5 protein-coding genes are annotated in these 19937 nt (G+C 63.5%); 1 reads left to right on the top strand and 4 read right to left on the bottom strand.

Annotated elements, in window-relative coordinates:
* Window positions 1-82: 82 nt before the first annotated feature.
* Together ABI660_RS04270 and ABI660_RS04275 are read right to left on the bottom strand one after the other, a co-directional pair.
* Window positions 83-15457: a PLxRFG domain-containing protein gene (locus tag ABI660_RS04270; protein WP_348065291.1), complete on the bottom strand. Its 15375-nt coding sequence runs from the start codon at window positions 15455-15457 to the stop codon at window positions 83-85.
* Window positions 15458-15464: 7 nt separating this feature from the next.
* Entirely contained in the window at window positions 15465-17225 is a 1761-nt protein-coding gene (locus ABI660_RS04275) for a hypothetical protein (protein ID WP_348065293.1), read from the bottom strand.
* Window positions 17226-17370: 145 nt separating this feature from the next.
* Here ABI660_RS04275 and ABI660_RS04280 point away from each other — a divergent pair, with 145 nt between their 5' ends.
* Window positions 17371-17643: a hypothetical protein gene (locus ABI660_RS04280; protein WP_348065294.1), complete on the top strand. Its 273-nt coding sequence runs from the start codon at window positions 17371-17373 to the stop codon at window positions 17641-17643.
* Here the strand turns inward: ABI660_RS04280 and ABI660_RS04285 are convergent.
* Entirely contained in the window at window positions 17640-19022 is a 1383-nt protein-coding gene (locus tag ABI660_RS04285; protein ID WP_348065296.1) for a methyltransferase domain-containing protein, read from the bottom strand. The two genes, ABI660_RS04280 and ABI660_RS04285, sit on opposite strands and share 4 nt — an antisense overlap.
* Complete coding sequence (locus tag ABI660_RS04290; RefSeq protein WP_348065298.1) at window positions 19022-19897, bottom strand: hypothetical protein; 876 nt, start codon at window positions 19895-19897, stop codon at window positions 19022-19024. The genes ABI660_RS04285 and ABI660_RS04290 overlap by 1 nt, the downstream gene beginning before the upstream one ends.
* Window positions 19898-19937: the final 40 nt, after the last annotated feature.

Here is a 19937-nt window from a genome sequence, read left to right on the forward strand (position 1 = left end):
CCTATGAAACAAAATGCCAAAGCGTGTGTGTGGGCCAATTAAGGCCCATCCACCCCCTGAATTCAAGGGGGGTCGAGCCCCCTCAATCCGCTTCGGCGGCCAGTTCCCGCCGCACTGACGCCCTGATTTCCTTCGGTGCCGTGCGTGCAATCCGGGTCGCCTTGTCCTCGCGCATCGCCTTCACCCGCTTGATGATCTGGGGCATCTGGATCTTGATGGGCGCCGTCGGGTTGGCCTCGTTCCAGCGCTTGAGCGCATTGCGGGCGCGCTCCACCTTGGCTGTGTCGCCCTCGAACACTCCTTGCGCCCACATGTCGGCAATCTCGGATTCGCGCATCTTGTTCTGGCCGACCATGTTTATCACCTGGCCGGTGGCCTCCTGCACGCGCGCCACGTCGTTCGGCTGGAACCCGATGGCCTTGGCCATCACGTCGTAAGCGTCCACGTCCAGCACCTTTTTGCCCTTCGTGTCGCGGTACAGGCCGGTGGTGGCCATGTCGTTGGCCTGGATCATGTTGCGCAGCGCGGTGGGCGACAGCGTGGCCACCGCGCCGGTGCGGCCAAGAATGTTGCCGTCGACCAGCTTGCCCGCGGCCTCCACGGTGCGTTTCGCCAAGTCGCCGGCAGGCCCTGCCAATTCCATCAGGTCGCGGCCGTGATCCTGTTTTTTGGTCAGCAGGCCGGTGCCGGGCAGCAGGTTGCCCATGCCCAGGCGGCCGGAGACATCGATGGGCACGCCCGCCAAGCCGGAGATACCTCGCTCCACGAACTGGGCGCCAGGCCGACCCATGAGGCCAATCAAAAACTCCTGCTTGGCCTGCTTGCTGCTGAAGTTGTAGCCCAGGCGCTGCATGAGCCCGTCGAGCACGTCCTCGATGTCCTCGGCAAACGGCAGGCCGCCGGCGCCGGACATCAGGAACAGCACGCCCAGGGCCAGCAATGCAGCCTTGCGGCCTTCCGGCCCGCTGGCCGCCATGCGGGACAGCATTTCCACGTAGTTGATGGAATAGGACTTGAAGGTGAACAGGATGCCGCCGACGGCGCCCCGGGCCCAGCGTGGCTTGGCGCCCTTGTTGTAGACGAACTGGGTTTCGTTCACAGCGCGCTCAGCGAAGGCGGCCGGATCTGCCATCTTCTGCTCCACGGCCGTGCGGTAGGCCGCGATGAACGTGGTCCGGCGGTTGAACTGCTCAGCCAAGCCAAATACCTTGCCCCATGCCAGCGACATCTTGGACAGCGCATTTTCGGCGGTGGCCACGGCGTCGCCCATGCGGGTGCCGTCGCCCGGCTTCAGCGTGGCCTTGCCCTGAGCCTGCGCCATCAGCTGGAACACCTCCTGCGGCGACACGATGCCGTCCTCTGCCGCCTTCTTGAGCGCCGCGTCCAGCGTGGCGTCACCGGTGGACTTTTTCAGCGCATCGGCTACCGCGTTCTTCATCTGGCCGGCCGCCTTGACGATGCCCCCGTGTTGGCTCAGCCACGGGAAAGTGACATTGACTGGCTGCATCAAGTTGACCATGGCTGAAGCGATGGAGCCGCCCAGGTACTGCGCGAACAGCAGGCCGCGGATTTTCTGCGCCTCTTCCTGGGGGTTTTTCACGTAGTCCATGAGCCGTACGGCCGCGTCCTTCAGTTCGCCCTGCCCTTTCGGGATGTCGCGCACAGCCTCGGATATGCCGCCCATGTGCAGCCCGCTGGAGGTCTGCCGCGCGTTCGAGTAGACGAACCCGGCCAGCACCCGGCCCGGGTCCTCGCTGAAGCCTGCAATGCCCTTGCGCTGGATCAGGCGCTTCATGGCGCTGCGGTTGGCCTTGGCCAGCTTCAGGTACTGCTGGAAGGCCTGGTTGGATGCTTCGCTGCCTTCGGACTCAAGCCCCAGCATTTCCCCGAACAGTTCGATGGTTTCAGGCGTCACGCCGGCGAAGAGTTTGTATTCCTCGTCGCTCATGGTGCCCTGATTGATCGTCGCCTTGGGGAAGTTGCCGCGCATCTGGCGCGCCATGCGGTTGGCCTCGGCCTTGGACTCGAACAGGCCGAAATACACGCGCTCGCCGTTCTGATCCACCACGTCCAGGGAGTAGGAGCCGAAGCGGGACAGCGGCGCATAGCCGCGGTCCATCAGGTCGCGGGCCTTGTCGGCTTTGTCGATCATCTTCTCGGCAGTGTCGACCAGCACGCCGGCACGCTCGCTGCCTTCAGCCTGGTCGAGCAGGTGGTCGCGCAGCAGCACCGCCGCGGCATCGACATCGCCCATAGCCAGCGCCTGGTCGCGCACGGCGGCCACATCGGCGCCGCCGAAGCGCACCATGTCGGCCACCGCCATGTTGGTCAGGCTCTTGTCGACCGCAGCCCGGAATTCGCCGTACAGCGCAATTTGCTGGTCGGTCAGCTTGTAGAGGTCGCGCAGTTCGGCCGGCGTGAACACAATGCCCGGCTTGAGCATGTCGCGCTCGTATTTGCCGTTCACCAGGGCCTCGTACTGCTCAATCGGCAGGCCGCGCCACATCTTCAGCACACCCTCGCTGATTTTGTCCTCGCGGAACAGGCGCTGCGCCTTGTCGTCGGCCGACATCGTGGCTGCCGCGGCTTCCACGTCGGCGGCAGGCACGGGCTTGCCCTTGGCGTCGCGCATCCACACCAGCGTTCCCTCGAAGATCGGCGCGGCGATGGCCTTGTTGTCGGCGGCCGTGATGGATGTTTTGGCGATGTCCTTCCAGGTTTCCAGCTTGGGCAGGATGGAGGGCGCCAGATCCGCGGCATCGGTCGCATAGAACGACACGTCGTTGATGAAGTCCTGCGTCCGGTCAAACACCTTCTTGAACACCGGGCTGCGCTGGGCCAGGTTGTACTGGGTGCCCACCGACTTGTGCCACCACGACAACTTGCCGTCGGCCTTGAAGAAGTCATGCACCACGTAGCCTGCTGGCAACTTGACGTCGTGGGCGCTGTTCATGGCGCTGGCCATGGCGGCCGGCAGGGAGCGGCTGAACCTGATGTCATCGCTGCCCGGATTGAAGTCGCCATTGTTATCAGTGGCACTCTTAATCTGTTTGGGGTCGAACACGGCAATCTGCTCACGATCATTCGACCATGCGCCATCTGCACCCGCGCGCTTCATGCGCGCTACCTCTTCCCCGTATAGACGCGATGCCTCGAAGAAGTCTAGGTCGACATCCATTTCCGGTTTCTGCACCGACAGGTATGCCTCAATCACACGGCCATCTTTTCCGGCGAGCTGTTCGGCATATTTGCGATCTGGTGAAAACATCACCATGCCGTTGCTCAATTTGAACTCGGTGAAATTTTTATTGGTGCCGTGGTACACCACCAGCGGCTTGCCGTCGGCGTCCACCACCTTGCTGTCGCTGAACCACTTCTTGAAGGCGGGTGTGCCGGTCTGTGCCGGCCGGCTTGATGCCGTCGCCAGACCCTGGGTCGCGCCATAAATCGGCGCAATGACCGCCCTAGCCGCCTCTACCTGCTCACGCCACTCTGGCGCAACGGTCGGGCCGTACACCTTGGCATCGAAAGGCGCGTCACTGTTCAGCCAGTCCAGGAATTCCCGCTTGCTGACGGTGACCTTGCCGCCGTTTTGTCCGCGCGATACAAAGCTGTCTCGGCCCGGGAAGCGCACGATTGTGTCGCGATCCTCGTTGAGCTCTGACTCGTTCCAGTTGAACAGCAGTCCGTCAACGTCCGGGCTTTGCTTAACCAGGGCGTTGAAGGCTTTGCCCACATCGCCATTGCTGCGGCTGAATGCCGTGGACATGTCCGGCGCTGCGGCATCAGCCCGGCCGCGCTCCACCCAGCCGCGCGCCGGCAGGATGTAGTTTTCAATGATGTCGGCGTCCGTCAGCTTCATGTTTTTGAAGCCCGGCACGTTCTTGCGCAGCCATGTGCGAATGATGGCAATGGCGCGCTTCACAAAGCCGATTTCAGGTGTCTGCTGTGCCATGACGGCCAGCACCTCCTCGGCGGCCTGCAGGCGCTGGGCCTCGTCGGCCATGTCCAGGCCGTATTCGGCGGCCTTGGCGGCAACGTCCTTGCGGCGCAATGCCGCAACCTGGGCCAGGATGGGCTTCAGTTCGTCGCCGAAGTTGCCGCGCAGGCCGGCATGGCCCAGGGCCTCATGGAAGAGCACGCGCGCCACGTCCTGCTGGCTCGCCACTTGTGAGGACATCAGGTAGGCGGTGCCCTTGAAGAAAAACCCTTCAGGCGTGCCGGTGGCGCCACCGCTTCGCTGCTTTTGATCCTGGGTGCGGACCCGCTCGGGAATCCGGGGGTCGTTCATGTCATAGGCGACTACGACATTCGGGCTGTTGGCCCAGCGGGACGTGATGCCCGCGACGATGCGCTCCACCTCGGCGGTGGCGCGCTGTGCCTCTACTGTTTGGCTGGCTCCGGCTTGGGCCGCAGTGATTCCATCAGCGCCAGATCCGCTTTGTCGTCCTCGGCTGAATACGGTCGAGCCCGGCTCGCTTCCCGATCCTTTCGCTCCTGCAGCACTGGTTCTGGCGTCATATGCACTCCTGTATTGGGCAGGCGTCAAAAACGCCTCCATATAGTCTTCCGACCTTGCAAACTTCGCGCCCATCTTATCCCAGAAGCCCACAGCCGTGGGCAGGATGTCGTGAACGTGCAGCTTGGCGGTTTCTGGCAGGGTTGCCATGATGGCGCCCACCACCTTTTCAGCCAGGCCGTCGCCGCGCTTCGATTCAAAAATCTCGATGTTCCGCAGGGACTTGAACTGCCCGCCTTTGTCCATGTCCATGGTCAAAATGCCGACCGTGGACTGTTCCCGGGCCGCTGCGGCCGCGGTGCCTGCCGCGCGCAGCTTGTCGAACAGCACGGGGTCGCGCAACTCGAAGTCGATGCGGGTGACCGCGCCGGCCGACGGCTGCTTGACGTTCAGGCGCGGCTTGCCGAACACCACCTCGTTGTTGTGGAAGGCGGTACCAGCTGGGGTCGGCGCCTGTTTCAGGGCTGCCGGCGGCATGGCGCTGCGGCTGAAGGCCACGTCGTCCTCTGCCGGCGCTGCCTGGGCAGCTGCGTCCTTCTGTTTCAGCTTACCCAGAATCTCCTTGTGAGCAGCGCGGGCGGCTTCCAGTTTGCCCTCTTCCGGCCACGCGCCAGCCTCGGCCACGCTCTCAAGGTCGGCGGCATCCTTCTTGGCGCGCGCGAGATTCCGCTCCAGGTAGTCGGCCTCATCGACCGCGCTGGCCAGCAAGTTTTCAACCACGCGGATCACGCGGTCGGGGGTATGCGCTATGTTCTCGGACACGATCTGCTTGGACAGCGCCACCTTGCCGCCTCGGCTCATGGTTACGTCCACCAGCATGCCGCCGTCTTTGATGACTTGGCCTTCGACCTCAACCGTGTACCCGGCAATGGTCCCCACCGGCTTTACAGTCTCGTCAGCGATGGAATCCACCACGCTCTGACGGATGGCCGTGGCGATCTTGGCCCGGCGCCGGTAGTCGGTGCCATTGAAGTTCCACAGGATGGGCTCAGCGTCACCGCGCACCTCGGAGAACATTTCGGCAACGGCAGCCCGGCTCTTGAACAGTTCGCCGTTGATTTCAATGGCGATCGGTGCCGCCTTCATGGTCTTTTCGCCTGCCAGGTCGATGGATTCCACCTTGGCGTCGGTCTTGTCACGCAGGTACTCTTGAGCCTCGTACACACCGGTATATGTCTTGCCGTCGATGTCCATGGTGAACGGTGGCGGGTTGTCCCGCAGGTCAGCAAAGTAGGCCTGAGCCTGCCCCGCCTCGGCGCGGGCGCGCTCCATCTTGACGGGCAGTTCGCGCAGGTTCTGCGCCACACGTTTTTTACGGGTGATGAGGTCGTTGCGCTGGGCCTCGAAGGACCGGCGCTTCTGCTCGAGCTTCTTCACGTCGCTGCGCAGCTGGATTTCATTCAGGAGGTTGATGTCTCCCGTCGCCGCGGCCTGCATTTCACCGGCCGACAACTCCATGTCCTCGAAGGCGTTGTCGATTTCCCGGCTGACCTTGCGGGTGCGCAGCTGGTTAATCATCTTCAGCTTGTTTTCCTGCACCTGCCACATGCGCATGTCGAGGGTGTCTTTGGTGACGTAGGCCAGGATTTCAATCTCGAAACCCGGGATCTCCGTCATCAGCACGTTGCCCTGCCGCTCGATGCGCCCCTCGCGCTGCTCCACATCCGACGGCCGCCACGGCACATCAAGGTGATGCTCTGCCACCAGACGCTCCTGCACGTTGGTGCCGGCGCCCAGCTTTTGGGTCGAGCCCAGCAGCACGCGGATATGCCCGGCGTTGACCTTGCGGAACAAGGTGGCCTTCTGGTCGTCGGTGTTGTAGTCGTGGATGAAGGCGATTTCACCGTCTGGCACGCCTTTTTCCACCAGTGCCGCCCGGAAGTCGTCGTACACGCTGAAGCCGCGCAGCGCGGCCTGCACCGCGCTCAGCCAGTCCTTGCCTTTGCCTTCCAGTTCGGCCTGTGCGGCTTCGACATCTTCCATGGTGTCGATGGCGGTTTCATCGCCCAGCGCTGCCCTTGCCACGGTGTCCTCATCGCCGGCCGCCACGCGCGCCTGCAGCGCCTCGTATTCCTTGAGTTCGGCCTTGGCATGCTTGATCGGCGTGCCCAGGTCGGAGAACACGATCTGCGTACCCTTCCACTTGTCGTATTTCTGGTACCGCTCCAGCACGCGGTCGGTGGCGGTGTCGATGCGCCCGCCCTTTTCGCGCTCGTTGACGGTCGAATCCACCAGCCGGATGTCCATGGCGGCCTTGCGGGCGTCGCCCATCACCACCAGGATGTTGTCGTCGCCCTTCTTGGGCGGGCCGCGGCGCTGCTCGATTTCCTTGGCGCGCTTGGCGATGTCCAGCATGTAGGCGTCCTGGGCCGGGCTCTTGTCCAGCGACACCGGCGTGCGCCTGCCGCCTTTCAGCTTGGGCAGCGGGAACTCGGCGCCGTCGTTTTCCTCGCTGTAGGCCTTCTTGATGTCGTCCATGGTCACGGTGTCGCTCACCTGGTCGAACATCTTCAGCAGTTCCGTGGTGTTCACGAAATTGCTCATGCGGTTGCTGGCCTTGAAGCCGTCGCCGCTCGGGGCCTGCATCCAAACCTGTTCCACGCTGGCAAAGGTGTTTGCCCAGGCGTCGAACGACTCGAAGCCCAGCGCCTTCATTTCCACGGGCATCAAGTACCGCATCATGTGATACATCTCTGCCAGCGAGTTGCTGACCGGTGTACCGGTGGCGAACACCACGCCTTGGCCCCTGCCGTTCTTGGCGTAAATCTGGTGTGCCTTGACGTACATGTCATAGGCGCGCTGACTGCCGGCGCTGTCGCCCAGGCCCTGAACCTGTTGCATCTTCGTGGAGAACATCAGGTTCTTGAACATGTGGGCTTCGTCAACGAACAGCTGGTCAACGCCAAGCTGCTCAAAGTCCAACAGGTCATCCATCGGCTTATCGCGCAGGGACCGGATACGGTTTTCCAGCTTCTCCTTCATGGCCTCGAGCTGCTTGATCGTCCGCTTTTTGGTCTGCTTTTCACCGTCGCTGTCGTCCACGGCCTTGATGGTGGCCATGATCTGCTGAACCTGTTCGGCGTTGAAGTCAGCCTCAAACTCGGGCGCCGGCCGGATGAAGCCGAAACTGCTGTGGGCGATGACAACAGCGTCCCAGTCACCGGTGGCGATGCGCGCGAGGAATTTCCGACGGTTGGCCTTCTCAAAGTCCTTTTTCGTCGCAGTCAGCACGTTGGCGCCGGGGTACAGGCGGTAGAAGTCGGCGGCCCACTGCTTCACCAGGTGATTGGGCACTGCAACCATGGGCTTGCGTGCTAGGCCGGTGCGCTTGAGCTCCATGGCTCCAGCGACCACCGTGAACGTCTTGCCGGCGCCGACAACGTGGTCGAGCAAGGCAGTCCGGTCTTGCACGATGCGCGCGATCGCATTGCGCTGGTGCTTGCGGAACCGGATGATGCTGTCGGGCACCTTGCCAAGAAAGGACATGTGCGAGCCGTCGTACACCCGGGTCACATAGTTGTTGTTTGTCTCGTTGTAGGCCTTGGTCAACAGCTCGGAACGGTCCGGATCGCTGAACAGCCAATCGGCAAACTTGTCCTTGATCTCCTGCGCCTTCGTGTTGGCCATTTCCGTGGCTTCGACGTCCGTGCGAGTGGCCTTCTTCTCGTCGGTGTAGGTCACCTTGATGGAGCGGTTGTTGAGCAAGGCGCCCAGCATCTTGTCGCCAGGGTATTGCGGCGTGCCCCATGTGTTGGTCAGCGCCACGGAACTGGCGTCGGTGACGTAAATCTGGTACGAACTGTTGGCCTTGAGGTAGGTCACCACCGCATTCGATTCTTCGCCGAATAGCGTCTGCGCGAAGTCTCGGTACACGCTGGTGGGCACCCACGGCGAGCCCAGACGGGCAACAATCTCATGGCTGGCCACCTCGGGCGGCTGCACGGCCTCCAGGGCGGTGACATTGCTGAACATGCCGGCCGCGTTGGCCTGGGCCAGCTTGGCGCGCACGTTGCCCGACAGGTAGGCGTCGCGCAGCACATATTCATCGGTGGCCGGGTCACGGAACAGCAGTGGCGCGGCGCCGCTGCTCAGTTCCTTCAGGACGGCTTCGGGCTCTTTGCCCAGCAGTTCACCGATGTAGCCCGCATCCAGCTTGCCGCGCTCGGCCATAGACACCTGCAGCGCGTCGGCCGGCGTGTCGACCTTTTGAACCTTCTGGCGCGCGGCCACCACGCGCTGACTGAAGATCGGGCCCTTCTTGGCCGTGGACTTCGTGGGCTTCACGCCCATGCGTTTGGCCGCGGCCAGGCCAATGCCCGGGGTGTAGCCGTGCTCGAGGCTGGCCAGCAGCGGGAAGTCAGGGTCATCCTCGAATACCCGGAGCGTGCTTGGGTCGTTGATGAGGCCGTGCGTGTCGCGGTAGGCGTCGTATTGCTGGTTCAGGGTGGCGCGCAGGTCCTTCATCGCTTTCGCGTCGTCGGCCATTTCGGCGGCGATCAGCCCGCGCACGCTGCCGCGCAGTCCGGCCAGCGCCTTGATGCGGTCGAACCCGGTGTCGCCCAACTTCGTTTTCTCGGTCCACTGGGTTTCTGGAGTGATCTGCACGCCGCGCGCTTCGCCCGCCAGATCTGGCAGGCGCTGCATCAGCTTGTCGCCATCCAGGAAATAACCACCCTCGGACACGGTAGGGCTACGCAGCGCTGTGATGGCAGCTTGGGTGTGCTCGGCGGTGCCGGTTTCGGCAATGCTCTTGTAGACGCCTTCAGGCAGTTTGCCGACGGCCTCCTTCAGCAGCGCCAGGGTGTCTTGTCCCGGACGGGCCACCAGTGCCGGGAAGTCAGGGCCATACATGCTGCCGTGGGCGCCGAAGTCGCCAAGCATCATGTCGGGGTTGTCGATGAAATACTGATTCAGCGCCACGGTCTTGCCGCGGGCGTCCTTGTGCTGGCCGATGGACAGCCAGCGCTTGGCGTCGGCGCGCGCGGCCCTGCCGCCGATTTCACTGTCCGGCAGCTTTTGCAGGAAAACGATGTCGGTGGTCACCTCAGTGTTGGCGTTCTTCGCAAACGCGCTGTTCGGCAGCCGGATGGCACCCAGCAGGCGCGTGCGCTCACCGATGTATTTCCGCGCCGTTTCCGTCTTGGCGTCCATGAAGGCGTTGGTGATGACCTGGGCCATGATGCCGCCCTCGCGCAGCATGTCGACGGACTTGGCGAAGAAGTAGTTGTGCAGGCTCAGGCCGGATAGGTGCTTGCGCCCGCTGCGGTCGGTCTGCGGGTCACTGGCAAACGGTGGATTGCCCACGGCCGCGTCGTAGTAGGCATCCGTGCCCCGGAACTCGGCAAAGTCGGCGCGCTGCACGTTCTGCTGTGGGTACAGCTGGCGGGCGATGGCGCTGGAGAACGGCTCACGCTCGATAGCGGTGAACCGGCCGGCGCTGCGCATGTCGGCAGGCATCAGGCCCATGAAGTTTCCGACACCGGCGCCGGCCTCCAGGGTCTTGCCGCCGTTGAAGCCAAAGCGGCGCATCGCGGCATAGATGCCGTCCACGATGATTTCGCGGCTGGTGTAGTGGGCGTAGCGTGTGGACTGGCGCGCATCAGCCAGTTCCTGCGGTGTCATCAGCGCCGTGATTTCCGCGTGTTCCTTGGCCCAGTCGGCATTGCCTGCGTCGAAGGCCTGCGGCAGGCCGCCCCAGCCGACGTACTTTGCCAGCACGGCCTGTTCTTCCGGGGTGGCCAAGCGCTCGGTTTTCTCAAGGTCAGCCAGCAGCCGGATGGCGGCCAGGTTGTTGCGGAATTTGGCCTTCTGCCCACCTTCGCCCAGGGCGAGCTCGTCGGTGATCGTGAAGTCCTCGGCTTTGACTTGCGGCGCGGCGATGGCCGGCGCATTGGGCGCAGGGTTCGCGCCACCTTCCGGGGTCAGTCCTCCGGCATCCCCAAAGAGCCCAGCCCCCGCATCAGGTCGCGGTGCGCGCGGAACCCTTGGCTTTTTGTCTGTTTTTCCTCCGGTGCCGGTTCCTCGGGCAGAAACAGGTACTGCTCCCGTACCTGCTCCCACGCCTCGGTCTGGGACGCGCCCTGTGTCGTCAGCGCGCGCATCCCCAAGGAGGTCGCTTCCGCTGCCTCCGTCAGTGCTGTTTCCAGCGTCCCGGCCTTCACCAGTTTGGCGAACATCTTGGGTCGATGCTCCTTCCAGTGCTGCCGGGCTTGTGCGATCCAGTTGCCGTGTTGCATTTCCGTCATCTTTCGGTCCTCCAGTATCGGCATCGCCGGTGAGTTTGTCCAGATCCACGGCCTCCATGGCCGACGGATCATCCATGCCTTCGAAGGCGGCTGCACGGGGGTCGTACTTGACGGCCATGTACCAACTCTTCAAGTAGGGCTTCACGCCGTCGCCCAGGTCGGCCAGCATGGCCTTGGCGTAGGCGGTAAAGGTGCGGGCGCCCTTTTCGATGTGGTAGCCCGCCAGTGTCAGCCCGGCCTGCAGCAATTCGGGGTCGATGCCGCTGTTCAGGGTGCCCGACAGCTTGGCCTTCAGGACGGCGCGCGCCTTGGTGGCGGCGTCCTCGGTAAAGATGGTGTTTGCGGCCGCACCCGTTTTCGCCTCAAGCTCTGCGACAGATTTCTCGTAGCTCACGCGCAGCGCAGGTTCTTTCCACCATGGGTTGCCGTTCGGGGCGTTGTCGCCTGCCAAGGAGTTTTTCAGCTGACGCAGGGTGTTTTTCAGGCTGGGGAGTTCCCTCGTGGGGGGAGCCTCAACCCGCGTCGCGGCCACGCGCTTTGCCATTTCAAGGCGCGCAGCGTTGATGCCATCGCGGGCGCGCTCGATGGCGGCAGTGATAGCGGGCGCTCCTTCAGCCTCCCGTGTGTCGTACACCTTGCCCATGTAGTCGGCCTTGATGGTCGCCTTGTTGGTGGCCGGGTCAAACTTCACCCATACATCGGCAAATTCATCCAGCGCCAGCTGCCAATTTGTATCTTTGAAGGTCGAATTCGATTTGGCGCCCAGCGCTGTCAGGGCCTTGGCCACGTCGGCGGGCGGCTTGTACCCGGCGTCTTTCTGCTGGTCGGCCTTAATTTCCGCATTCATCTGGCGGTTGGCGGCAAGGTCGGCTTCCGACTGGAAATCACCGGGGATGCGCGCCGGCAGCGTTTTCTTGCCCGCGGGTGGTGGCGCCGCGTCGATCAGGCCCTGGATGGCAGCGTTGCCGGCCTCGTCGTCCAGGTCCATGAAGTAGGGGTCATCCACCGCCTCGGAAATCTGCGCCTCGCTCACGCCGGCGTCGATGGCTTTGGCGATCAGTGCCGCGTCCAGCCGGTCGTATTTGTTCGCCACGGCCATGACCGGGTTGTCGATGGCGTTGTTGGCCATGAAAAACCCATAGCTGAAGCCTTCGGGCGTTTCGCTGCGGGCGTTCTTCGTCGCCATGCTCTTGCCGCCGTACAGCTTGTGCATCTTGGAGCCCTCGGTGGGCTCCACGGGCGCGATAGGCAGGTCGCCATTGAACCGGCCCCAGATGAGGGTTTTCTTGGTGTACGGGTCGCCCAGATGGTTGGGATTGAACGACAGGCGCCACGGTGGCAGGCCGCCCAGCTTCTCGATGCGCCCGACCGGGTTTTCCAGCCCCCACACAGCAGGCTTGAAATACTCAATCGCGGCCAGTGTCTGATGCACCAGCTTGACCGACGCGACGGTGCGGCCGTCGGCGTCTTTGGCGGCGAAGTGTCGCGCACCGCTCACTGCAAAGTCGGTACAAGGATTTGCCGCCAGAATGGCGTAGACGTCCTTCCCCTCGAAGTCCCCGAACCAGTCGCCGAAGAACTCCGACGAAAAGTTGTTGACGTCGCCCATGTTGGGATCAGCCTGAATGTCGAACCGGTACACCTGGTAGCCAGCCTCTTCCCATGGCTTTGACCATTCGCCCGACAGGTCAAACAGCGACAGCACGATCTTGTCAGCGTTGGCGCTGCGCGTGGCCGGGTCTGCGCCCTGGGCCTGCGCGTGCGCTTTCCATTTGGCAATCTCTGCTTTCGCCTCGGGCACGGTCATCCAGCCCTTGTCCTTCTGGTACACGCGGGTCTTGTCTTCCAGCCGGACCACTTCGCCCTTCTTGGGCGCGTCGAAGACGTGGGTTACCTGTTCCTCGTCGGTCAGCATGCTGGCCTGGGCGTCGTTGAACTCCTTGACGATCTGGCCCAGCTCGCGGTCGTCCACACCGGTGAACACCTGTTCTGGTGCGGTCGCGTTCGGCAATGCCGCGCCCTTGTCTGCTACTGTTTCGATAGCTACTGGCGCTTTACCTGCTTGGGCTGGAGCATCTTTTGGCTCCTTTTCCACGATGTCGAACCGGCCCGGCTTGGACTGCTTGAAGGTGTGCGTTTCCTTCAGCCCGTTCTTGGACAGGAAGGCGCGCGCCTTGGTCGAATCGCCGAACCATGCCTTGCCGGCGGCGATGCGGTCGAGCGCGGCAGCGCGCTTCTGCGGCACGCCGAAAAGGTGTTCAGCGTCCTCCTTGCTCAGGTTCTTGGGTGCTGGGCCTTTCTCGTTGCGCGCCAGGATGGCCGCCCGGATGTTGGCCTCGTCCTCGCCGTTTTGGCCGCTGCTGTTCGTTGCCTTGCGCCGGTCGATGATGGCCTTTACCTCTGCATCTACCCCATCGGCTTGTACGGCGGTGTCTCCGGCCTCGGCTCCGGCTGCGGGTCGTCCGCTTGCAGCAGCTGGCGCAGCTTCTCCCGTTTGGCCTGCAGCGGCCTGGGCTTGCGGTTTTTCATCGGCTCGTGCTGGTTCCGTTTGGGCATCGTCTGCTACCGTTTTAATAGCTGCTTGCGCTTGCGTGGCAAGGGCTGGGGGCTGATTTAGTGCAGCGTCTGGCTGCCCGGCGCGTAGGTCGCTCGCTCCAGTAGTGCCATCCGGGTTGGCAGGATTTGCAGCCGCTGCGCTTTCTGGCGCAGCGCTCGTGTCAACCTGGGCTGCTTTGGTTGGTTGCGATTCGGTGGTGGTTTGCGCACTGGGGAACTCCTTGACGGTTTCGATCAGCTGCTCGATGGGCGCGCCCAGGCGAATCACCTTGACGGGCTCATTGCCTTCGCGCTTTGCCATCCACTGGTGGTGGCCGTCGAGCACATGCCCGTCCGACGACACCAGGATGGAACGGTCGCCACCGATGAAGTCCTTGGCCTGTTTCACTTTCTCGGTGGAAAACTCGGCCTGGGTCGGCTTGAGCGTGTCGGCCGCCACTTCCTCCTGCTGGGCCGTGACGCCACGCGCCTCCAGGAAATTGACCATGGCGCCGCGGTGCTCGGCCTTGATCTGCGGCATGTCGGCGCGCGGAATACCTTTGGTTCCGGAGTCAGACGCAAAGGCCGTCCAGTCCTTGTCGATCTTGTCGCCGGCCAGTGCGTCGGCAGCCTTGGCGCGCACCACGAAGGCGCTGGTGCCCAACTTGATCGGCACATAGCCATCACCCAGCGCGGCGGCCGTTTTCTTGGCGGCGCCCATGTTGGTGAACGGCTTGTTCTGCGCGTTCAGGATGTCGCCGTCTTCCTGCTTGGGCGCGTCGGCTTGGCGCTGGTCGTAGGCGGTGGTGATTTCGCCGGTCTCGGGGTCGGTGACCTCAGTGACGGGCGCTATCTTTTTAGTAGCTGCCTGCGCAGTCCCTTCAAGGGCTGAAGGCTCTTTTTGTGCATTTTCTTGCGCGATCTCCACCTCGCCGGCAACCTTGTCCAGCAGCCCGTCCAGCAGCTTCTGGTTGTAGGACCGCACGCCCTTGGCTGCATCGGGGTTGTTGATGACGGCATAGGCGCGCAGGGCCTGCTCCCGAATGCCGTCCGGCAACGCCTGGATCGTATCGGCCACGGGGTCGTCAACCGGCTCAGGCAGCGGGCCGGCCATGGCTTCTGCGGTACCGGGAGCAACCGCGCCAGCGGCGCGCGCCAGCGGGCCGGCGGGCTCCACCGGGATCACGCCCGGCGCTGGCTGGCCGCCGAAACTGTTCAGGGCATTCGCACCACCACCCATGGCGGCGCCTGACAGCAGGCCCAGCACGGCGGCCTGGTTGACGCCTTCGTCCAGCGGACGGTTGAGCGCGATGTTTTGCAGGACTTGCTCGGACACCGACTGCGGCAGTTCCTCGAGGATGCCCTCGGCCGCGGCGCCTTCGAGCGCGCTGCGCACCACGCCCTTGCGCATGGCCGGGTAGGTGGATGCGCCGGCGAGCATGGTGTCGACGTCAGCCAGGCCCAGCTTCTTGGCGATCTTGCCGCCCAGCATGGAAAAGGCTGTAGTGGCGGCACCGGTGGCGCCAGCCAGCAGCGACTGCTTGCCGGTCAGCAGGCCGTCAGCGGTTTGCTGGCGGATCTGCTCGGCCGCTGAGCCTGTGGCCACAGCGCCCTCACCCAGCGCGGCCGCCGTGACGGCGCCCAACTTTGGAGCCAGCGCCAAGCCGCCGCGCGCCAACACACCGCCGGCGCCCATGGACGGCAGGGATTCAACAACCGAATGAGCGACAACCGAGGGATTCTGCACGGCAGTCATGAACGTGTCGCCCAAGCCATCGGCGGCCTGCACCTTGCGGAATGCCTCCTTTTGCTGGTCCGAGTAGCCCTCGTCCAGCATCGCCTTGGCTTCCTTCGGACGGAAACCCGCATCTTCGGCCAGTTTGCCGGCGCGCCCGCCCGTTGCAAGGTCAGCAACGCCCACAACCGCCTCGGGCACCGCGATTGCCCCCTTCAGCGCGGAAATGCCCACATCCCCGGCCACGCGTGCCATGCTGCGCGGCTCCACCAGCGCAGGCGCAGGCTTCACGCCCAGCGATTTGGCAACGTCTTCGCGGGGCATATCCCGGTAAAAGGCCTCATGCACCGCATCGACAACCTGGTCGTCGTCCAGGGCCGCAAGGTCGGGGTACTGCGTCTTGAGTTCAGCAATAGAAGGCATCGAAATCCTATGTGTTGTAGCCAGCGGCCTCGCGCACCTTGTCGGCTTGCGGTTTGTTCATGTCTTTCAGCAGAGCCTCGGCACCTGCCCGTGCGTCTGCCACCGCCTGGGCCAGCTTTTTGAGTTCTGCGGGGTCACCCTTCTTCGCGCCTGCTTTGAGTTCGTCCTTTGCCGCCTTGATCTTGTCGGCAGCCTCACGAATCGCTGGCACCTTGGCTGCGACGATCTTGTCGATGGCGCCGTTGCCGGATACTCCAAGGGCGGTAGTGATAGCCTTTTCACGCGCCGCCACGGGATCCGCCGGCTCCTTTGCAGCGGGTTTCGCTGCAGCAGGTGCAGGTGCTGGGGCAGACGCTGCCAGAACCGGGCCGGGCGCACTGGCTGGAGCGCGTGCGGCTGGTGTCGCGCCGCCTGACGCCATGTTCGCGGGCACCTTCTTTTCGGTGCGTGCGATTTCGCGCTTCAGGCCCTCAATATCACCTTGCGCGCGCGTGTCGCCAGTAGCCGCGCGTTTTTCGGCTTCCTTCAGTTCCTGCTTCAGGATGTCCAGGCTTTCCCCGTCGCGGGAGGCTTGCGTGGCCGGGGAAATCTTCGTGCTGCTCGGCCCAGCAGACGCCTGCGGCTTGCGCATGCCCAGCGGGTCGGGCGTGCCGTCGCTGGTTTCCCGGTATTTGCCGGCCACCTGGGATTCCTGCAGCGACAGGGCGGCCAGCTTTGTGGTCAGCAACTTGGAGTTTGGTGAAGCGGGGTCCCATGTTCCTTCGGCCTGAGCCTTGGTCATGGCTGTATTGATGGTGTCGCGCTGCTTGTTGATGCTCGTCAGCGTCGCTTTGTCCACCTCGGACATGCGATCCACCACCGCCTTCGGCGCCGCGCTGTCCTTTGCGTCCGCGGATGACCGGTAGTAGTCGGCCTGGGCGCCCTGCAGCCCGATTTTGGAATCGGTTTCCCGGCTCTCGCGGCCTTCCTTGGACACCTTCATTTGGGTATCGAGCCACTTCTCGTAGGGCATCAGACGCATTCCCAGGTCGTGGGAGTTGATCGTCTTGTCCACCACCACGCCATCGGCACCCTGCGCCTTGAATGTTGCGGTGAAGGTCGGGACGGCGCCAAGGCCGGGAATTTCGCGCACTTCCTGGGTCAGCACCGGCTCGCCCAGAATCTTGTATTGGCCGCCCTTGTTGAAGGCGGCAACCATGCCGGCGCCGTCACCCATGCGCAGGGACTTCAGCGCATCGATGGCGCCCTCGTCCTTCAGCTTTTTGGCGAAGGCTTCCTGTTCCTGATTGAATTTGATCGTGCCGCGCGCGCGATCCGTCTGCGTCTGCTCGGCGTCCAGCGCCTTCAGTGGGTCAATACCGGACATGGCGGCGATGACGCGCTTTGACCGCGCTTCAGGGGTGTTCTGGGCTGCGAGTTCGGTCTGGGCAGCGGCCGGGTCCGTGAAGGCTTTGCCGGCTACGCTGTAACCGCCGGTGTTGAGCCCTGCATTGGGCAGACCAGCGTTTTCCGGCAGCCCAACGTCGCGGTTGTCCATCGTGGCGGGCTTGACCATGCCACCAGCACCTTCCACCATTTCGATGGGTGCGCCTGCCTGGGCCATGTTCCGGTTGTCGGCAACGGTTTTCTTGGCTGCGTCGATCTGAAGCTGTTGGGCCTCGTTGCGCAGCTTGCGATCCTCGTCGTCCTTTTTTTGTTTTTTTTCTCTGCCAGTTTGGTCAACGTAGCCGGTAGCAATGCCGGTCAGGAATGCGAGAGCGCCACTCATAAAAATGCCTTTCAGTGTGATCCCGCAAGGGGGTGGATGCACGCGCACTGCGGACTTTGGATTCATCGATCATGCGCAGCGCAGGGGTGTGTTTTCAAGGGGGGTCGAATTGCGAATAAACTGCTGGTTTCAAACGGGGGATGTCATGCGGAAATTGCTCTTCATCGCTTTGGCGGCTGGTTTGGCTGGGTGTGCCGCGCCCAACACGGGCCCTATCGCGGTCGGCGACCAGTTCATGCTTTCCAAATTCGGCAGCATGACCACCTTCTCGGGGAGCCAAGTGAAGGCAGAGTTGTACGCAGATGCCACCGCGTTCTGTGCCAAAACCGGCAAGAAGCTGGTACCGGTTAGCTCCACGTCGGAGGACTCGGGCCTGGCAAAGTACGCATCGGCCGAGATCCAGTTCCGTTGCGCCTAATCGAGCGTCGCGTATTGCCGGTCGATTTCGATCCGGATGGTTTTCATGTTGGCGCTGTAGCGCTCAAACGCTTCGGGATGGTGGTCGCGCAGGTACACCGCCCGCCCTTCGTCCCACCACGCCGTACAACCCATGCACTCAGGCGCACGCCTGGCGCCGCGCTCGTAAAATGGTGCAATCGGGTGCCCGTTCTTCGTCAGGTAGGCTGAAACCTCGTCGCCGGTCCATGACTGGATCGGGTACAGCACCTCCATCCCGTCCTGCACATCGCCCGACCGCATGGGCTGGTTGGAATACTCTTCATCGCGCTGGCCGCGCACGATCAACGTGATGCCGTCGGCCTGGATTCGCTGCTGCAGGGGAGACATCAGCGCCCGCGCGCAGCACTCGTACCGGCCAATCAGCTTCACTTCCCGGCCAGACACCATTCGACCCACCGGCGTGTTGTCCACCGGCACCAGGTCAGACGCCAAGCCAAAATCACGGCGCACCGCTGCCACGTCACCCTCGATGACGGTCACCGGTCGGCCCATGTCGGCCTCCACGCGGCGCACCACCTCCCGGGTTTCGGGGAACTGGTCGCCGGTGTCCAGGTGATAGACCACCATGCGGTCCCAGTACGGGCGCAGCAGGTACAGCGCGGCCGTAGAGTCCCGCCCGCCGGAGAACTGGAAGCCGATGCGCTCGTGCCGGGCAAAGGCTGAAGCGATGGGGCCCAGGTCCGGGCGGCTGAAGCGCCACGTCGCGGGCTCCACGCCCTGGAACACCTGGTCATAGAGTTCCTGGGAATCGAACACCTCGCGCAGCCGCTGCACCACCGGGGTGTGAAAGTGCCCTTCCTCGAACACAAACCCCGCCCGCAAGGCGGCGTCCACCAGGTCGCCCGGCTGGTGGGCAGCCGCACCCAGCAGCTTCACCATCAGGTCGTTGTCCCCGCCGTCCCGGCTCATGTCGTTGATGAACAGTTCGCCGTCTGGTCGCAGCACCCGGCGGGCCTCGCGCAAAGCCTTGTCGATGTCGCCGGCGTGGCAGATTGCGTAATGGAACATCACGACGTCGACGGACTCGACGGCCAGCGGCACAGCCATGAAGTCGCCCTCTATGCGCTCCATGCCTTCGGGGCAGTCGTCCAGTTGCACGCGGCTGATGTTGAGCAGCACAAAGGACAGATCCGGGCGCTTGTCTTTCATGATGCGCGCCACCTCGCCCACACCGCACCCGGCATCCAGTACCACGGCGCCATGCTTCGGGTTCATAAGCTCGAGCAGGTAGGCCACATGGGCCTCTTCAGTCTCGGCGAACAGGTTGGCGTGCATCACGCGGATGCCTTGAGCCAGTAGGGCCGGCGTGGCTTCGTTCACGGCTTGCAGGTCCATCATCAGATGACCACCGCGATAGTGCCCACCGCCGCGCCCGCCGCGCCCATGCCGGCCGCGTTCGATGCGTTTGTCCCAGCCACTCCATTTGCGATGGACCCGAAGGTGCCGGCGGCGTTGGCCATCCCGCCTTGTGCACCGCCATACCCCTGGTTCAGCAATGTGGCGCCGGACTGAGCCACCTGCAGCGGCACCTGGGCGGTGGCCGTCGAATTGTTGCCCGCTGTCAACGCCAGGCTGGCGCTGGTGGCTTGGCTGCTGGCCAGCCCGCGTCCGAGGTTGGCGGCATCCATCTTGCGCGCTGCGCCGATGGTTTCCACGTTCTTGGCTGCCGCATTTCCTGCGCCAGCCTGTTGCGCGGCCTGCACGACGTCCAGCGTCCCCATCCGGGAAGCGAAGTTGCCTGAACTGGGGTCCACACCAGTCGCCGATGCGTCGCGCCGGGCTGCCCCGCGCGTCACGTCGAATTGCGCGCCCACCTTGGCCATTGCATCGGCCGATTCAGCGGCCCGGCGCTCAGGCGTATCGAAGGCGGCGGCATCAGCCACGATGCCTTGCTCCAGCGGTCGAAAGGTGTCTTTCTGGTAGTTGGCGTAGTCCTGCGCCATGTTGTTCTGCACATCCATCGACGCCAATTGAGCGTCGGATACAGCATTGGCGCGCTCGGTCGCTGCTGCGCGGTCTGGTGCAGTCTCAGCGTAAATCTCCTTAGCCCACTCCAGCTGTTCCTTGCTCATTTCCGCCTGCATTACAGCGGCAGCCTGTTGCCCGCTGGTGTCGGGTGCATCGGCGCACATCAGAATCATGCCGGTGCGGCACATGTGCGCGAAGAGCCGGCGGTAAAGCGGCTCGAACAGTGAAATTAGAAACATGCGCATGGCTACTCCTTGATCGGTGTAGCGCTCTTGCGCTTGGATG

It is taken from the genome of Polaromonas sp., assembly GCF_039930745.1.
Lineage (GTDB): Bacteria > Pseudomonadota > Gammaproteobacteria > Burkholderiales > Burkholderiaceae_C > Polaromonas.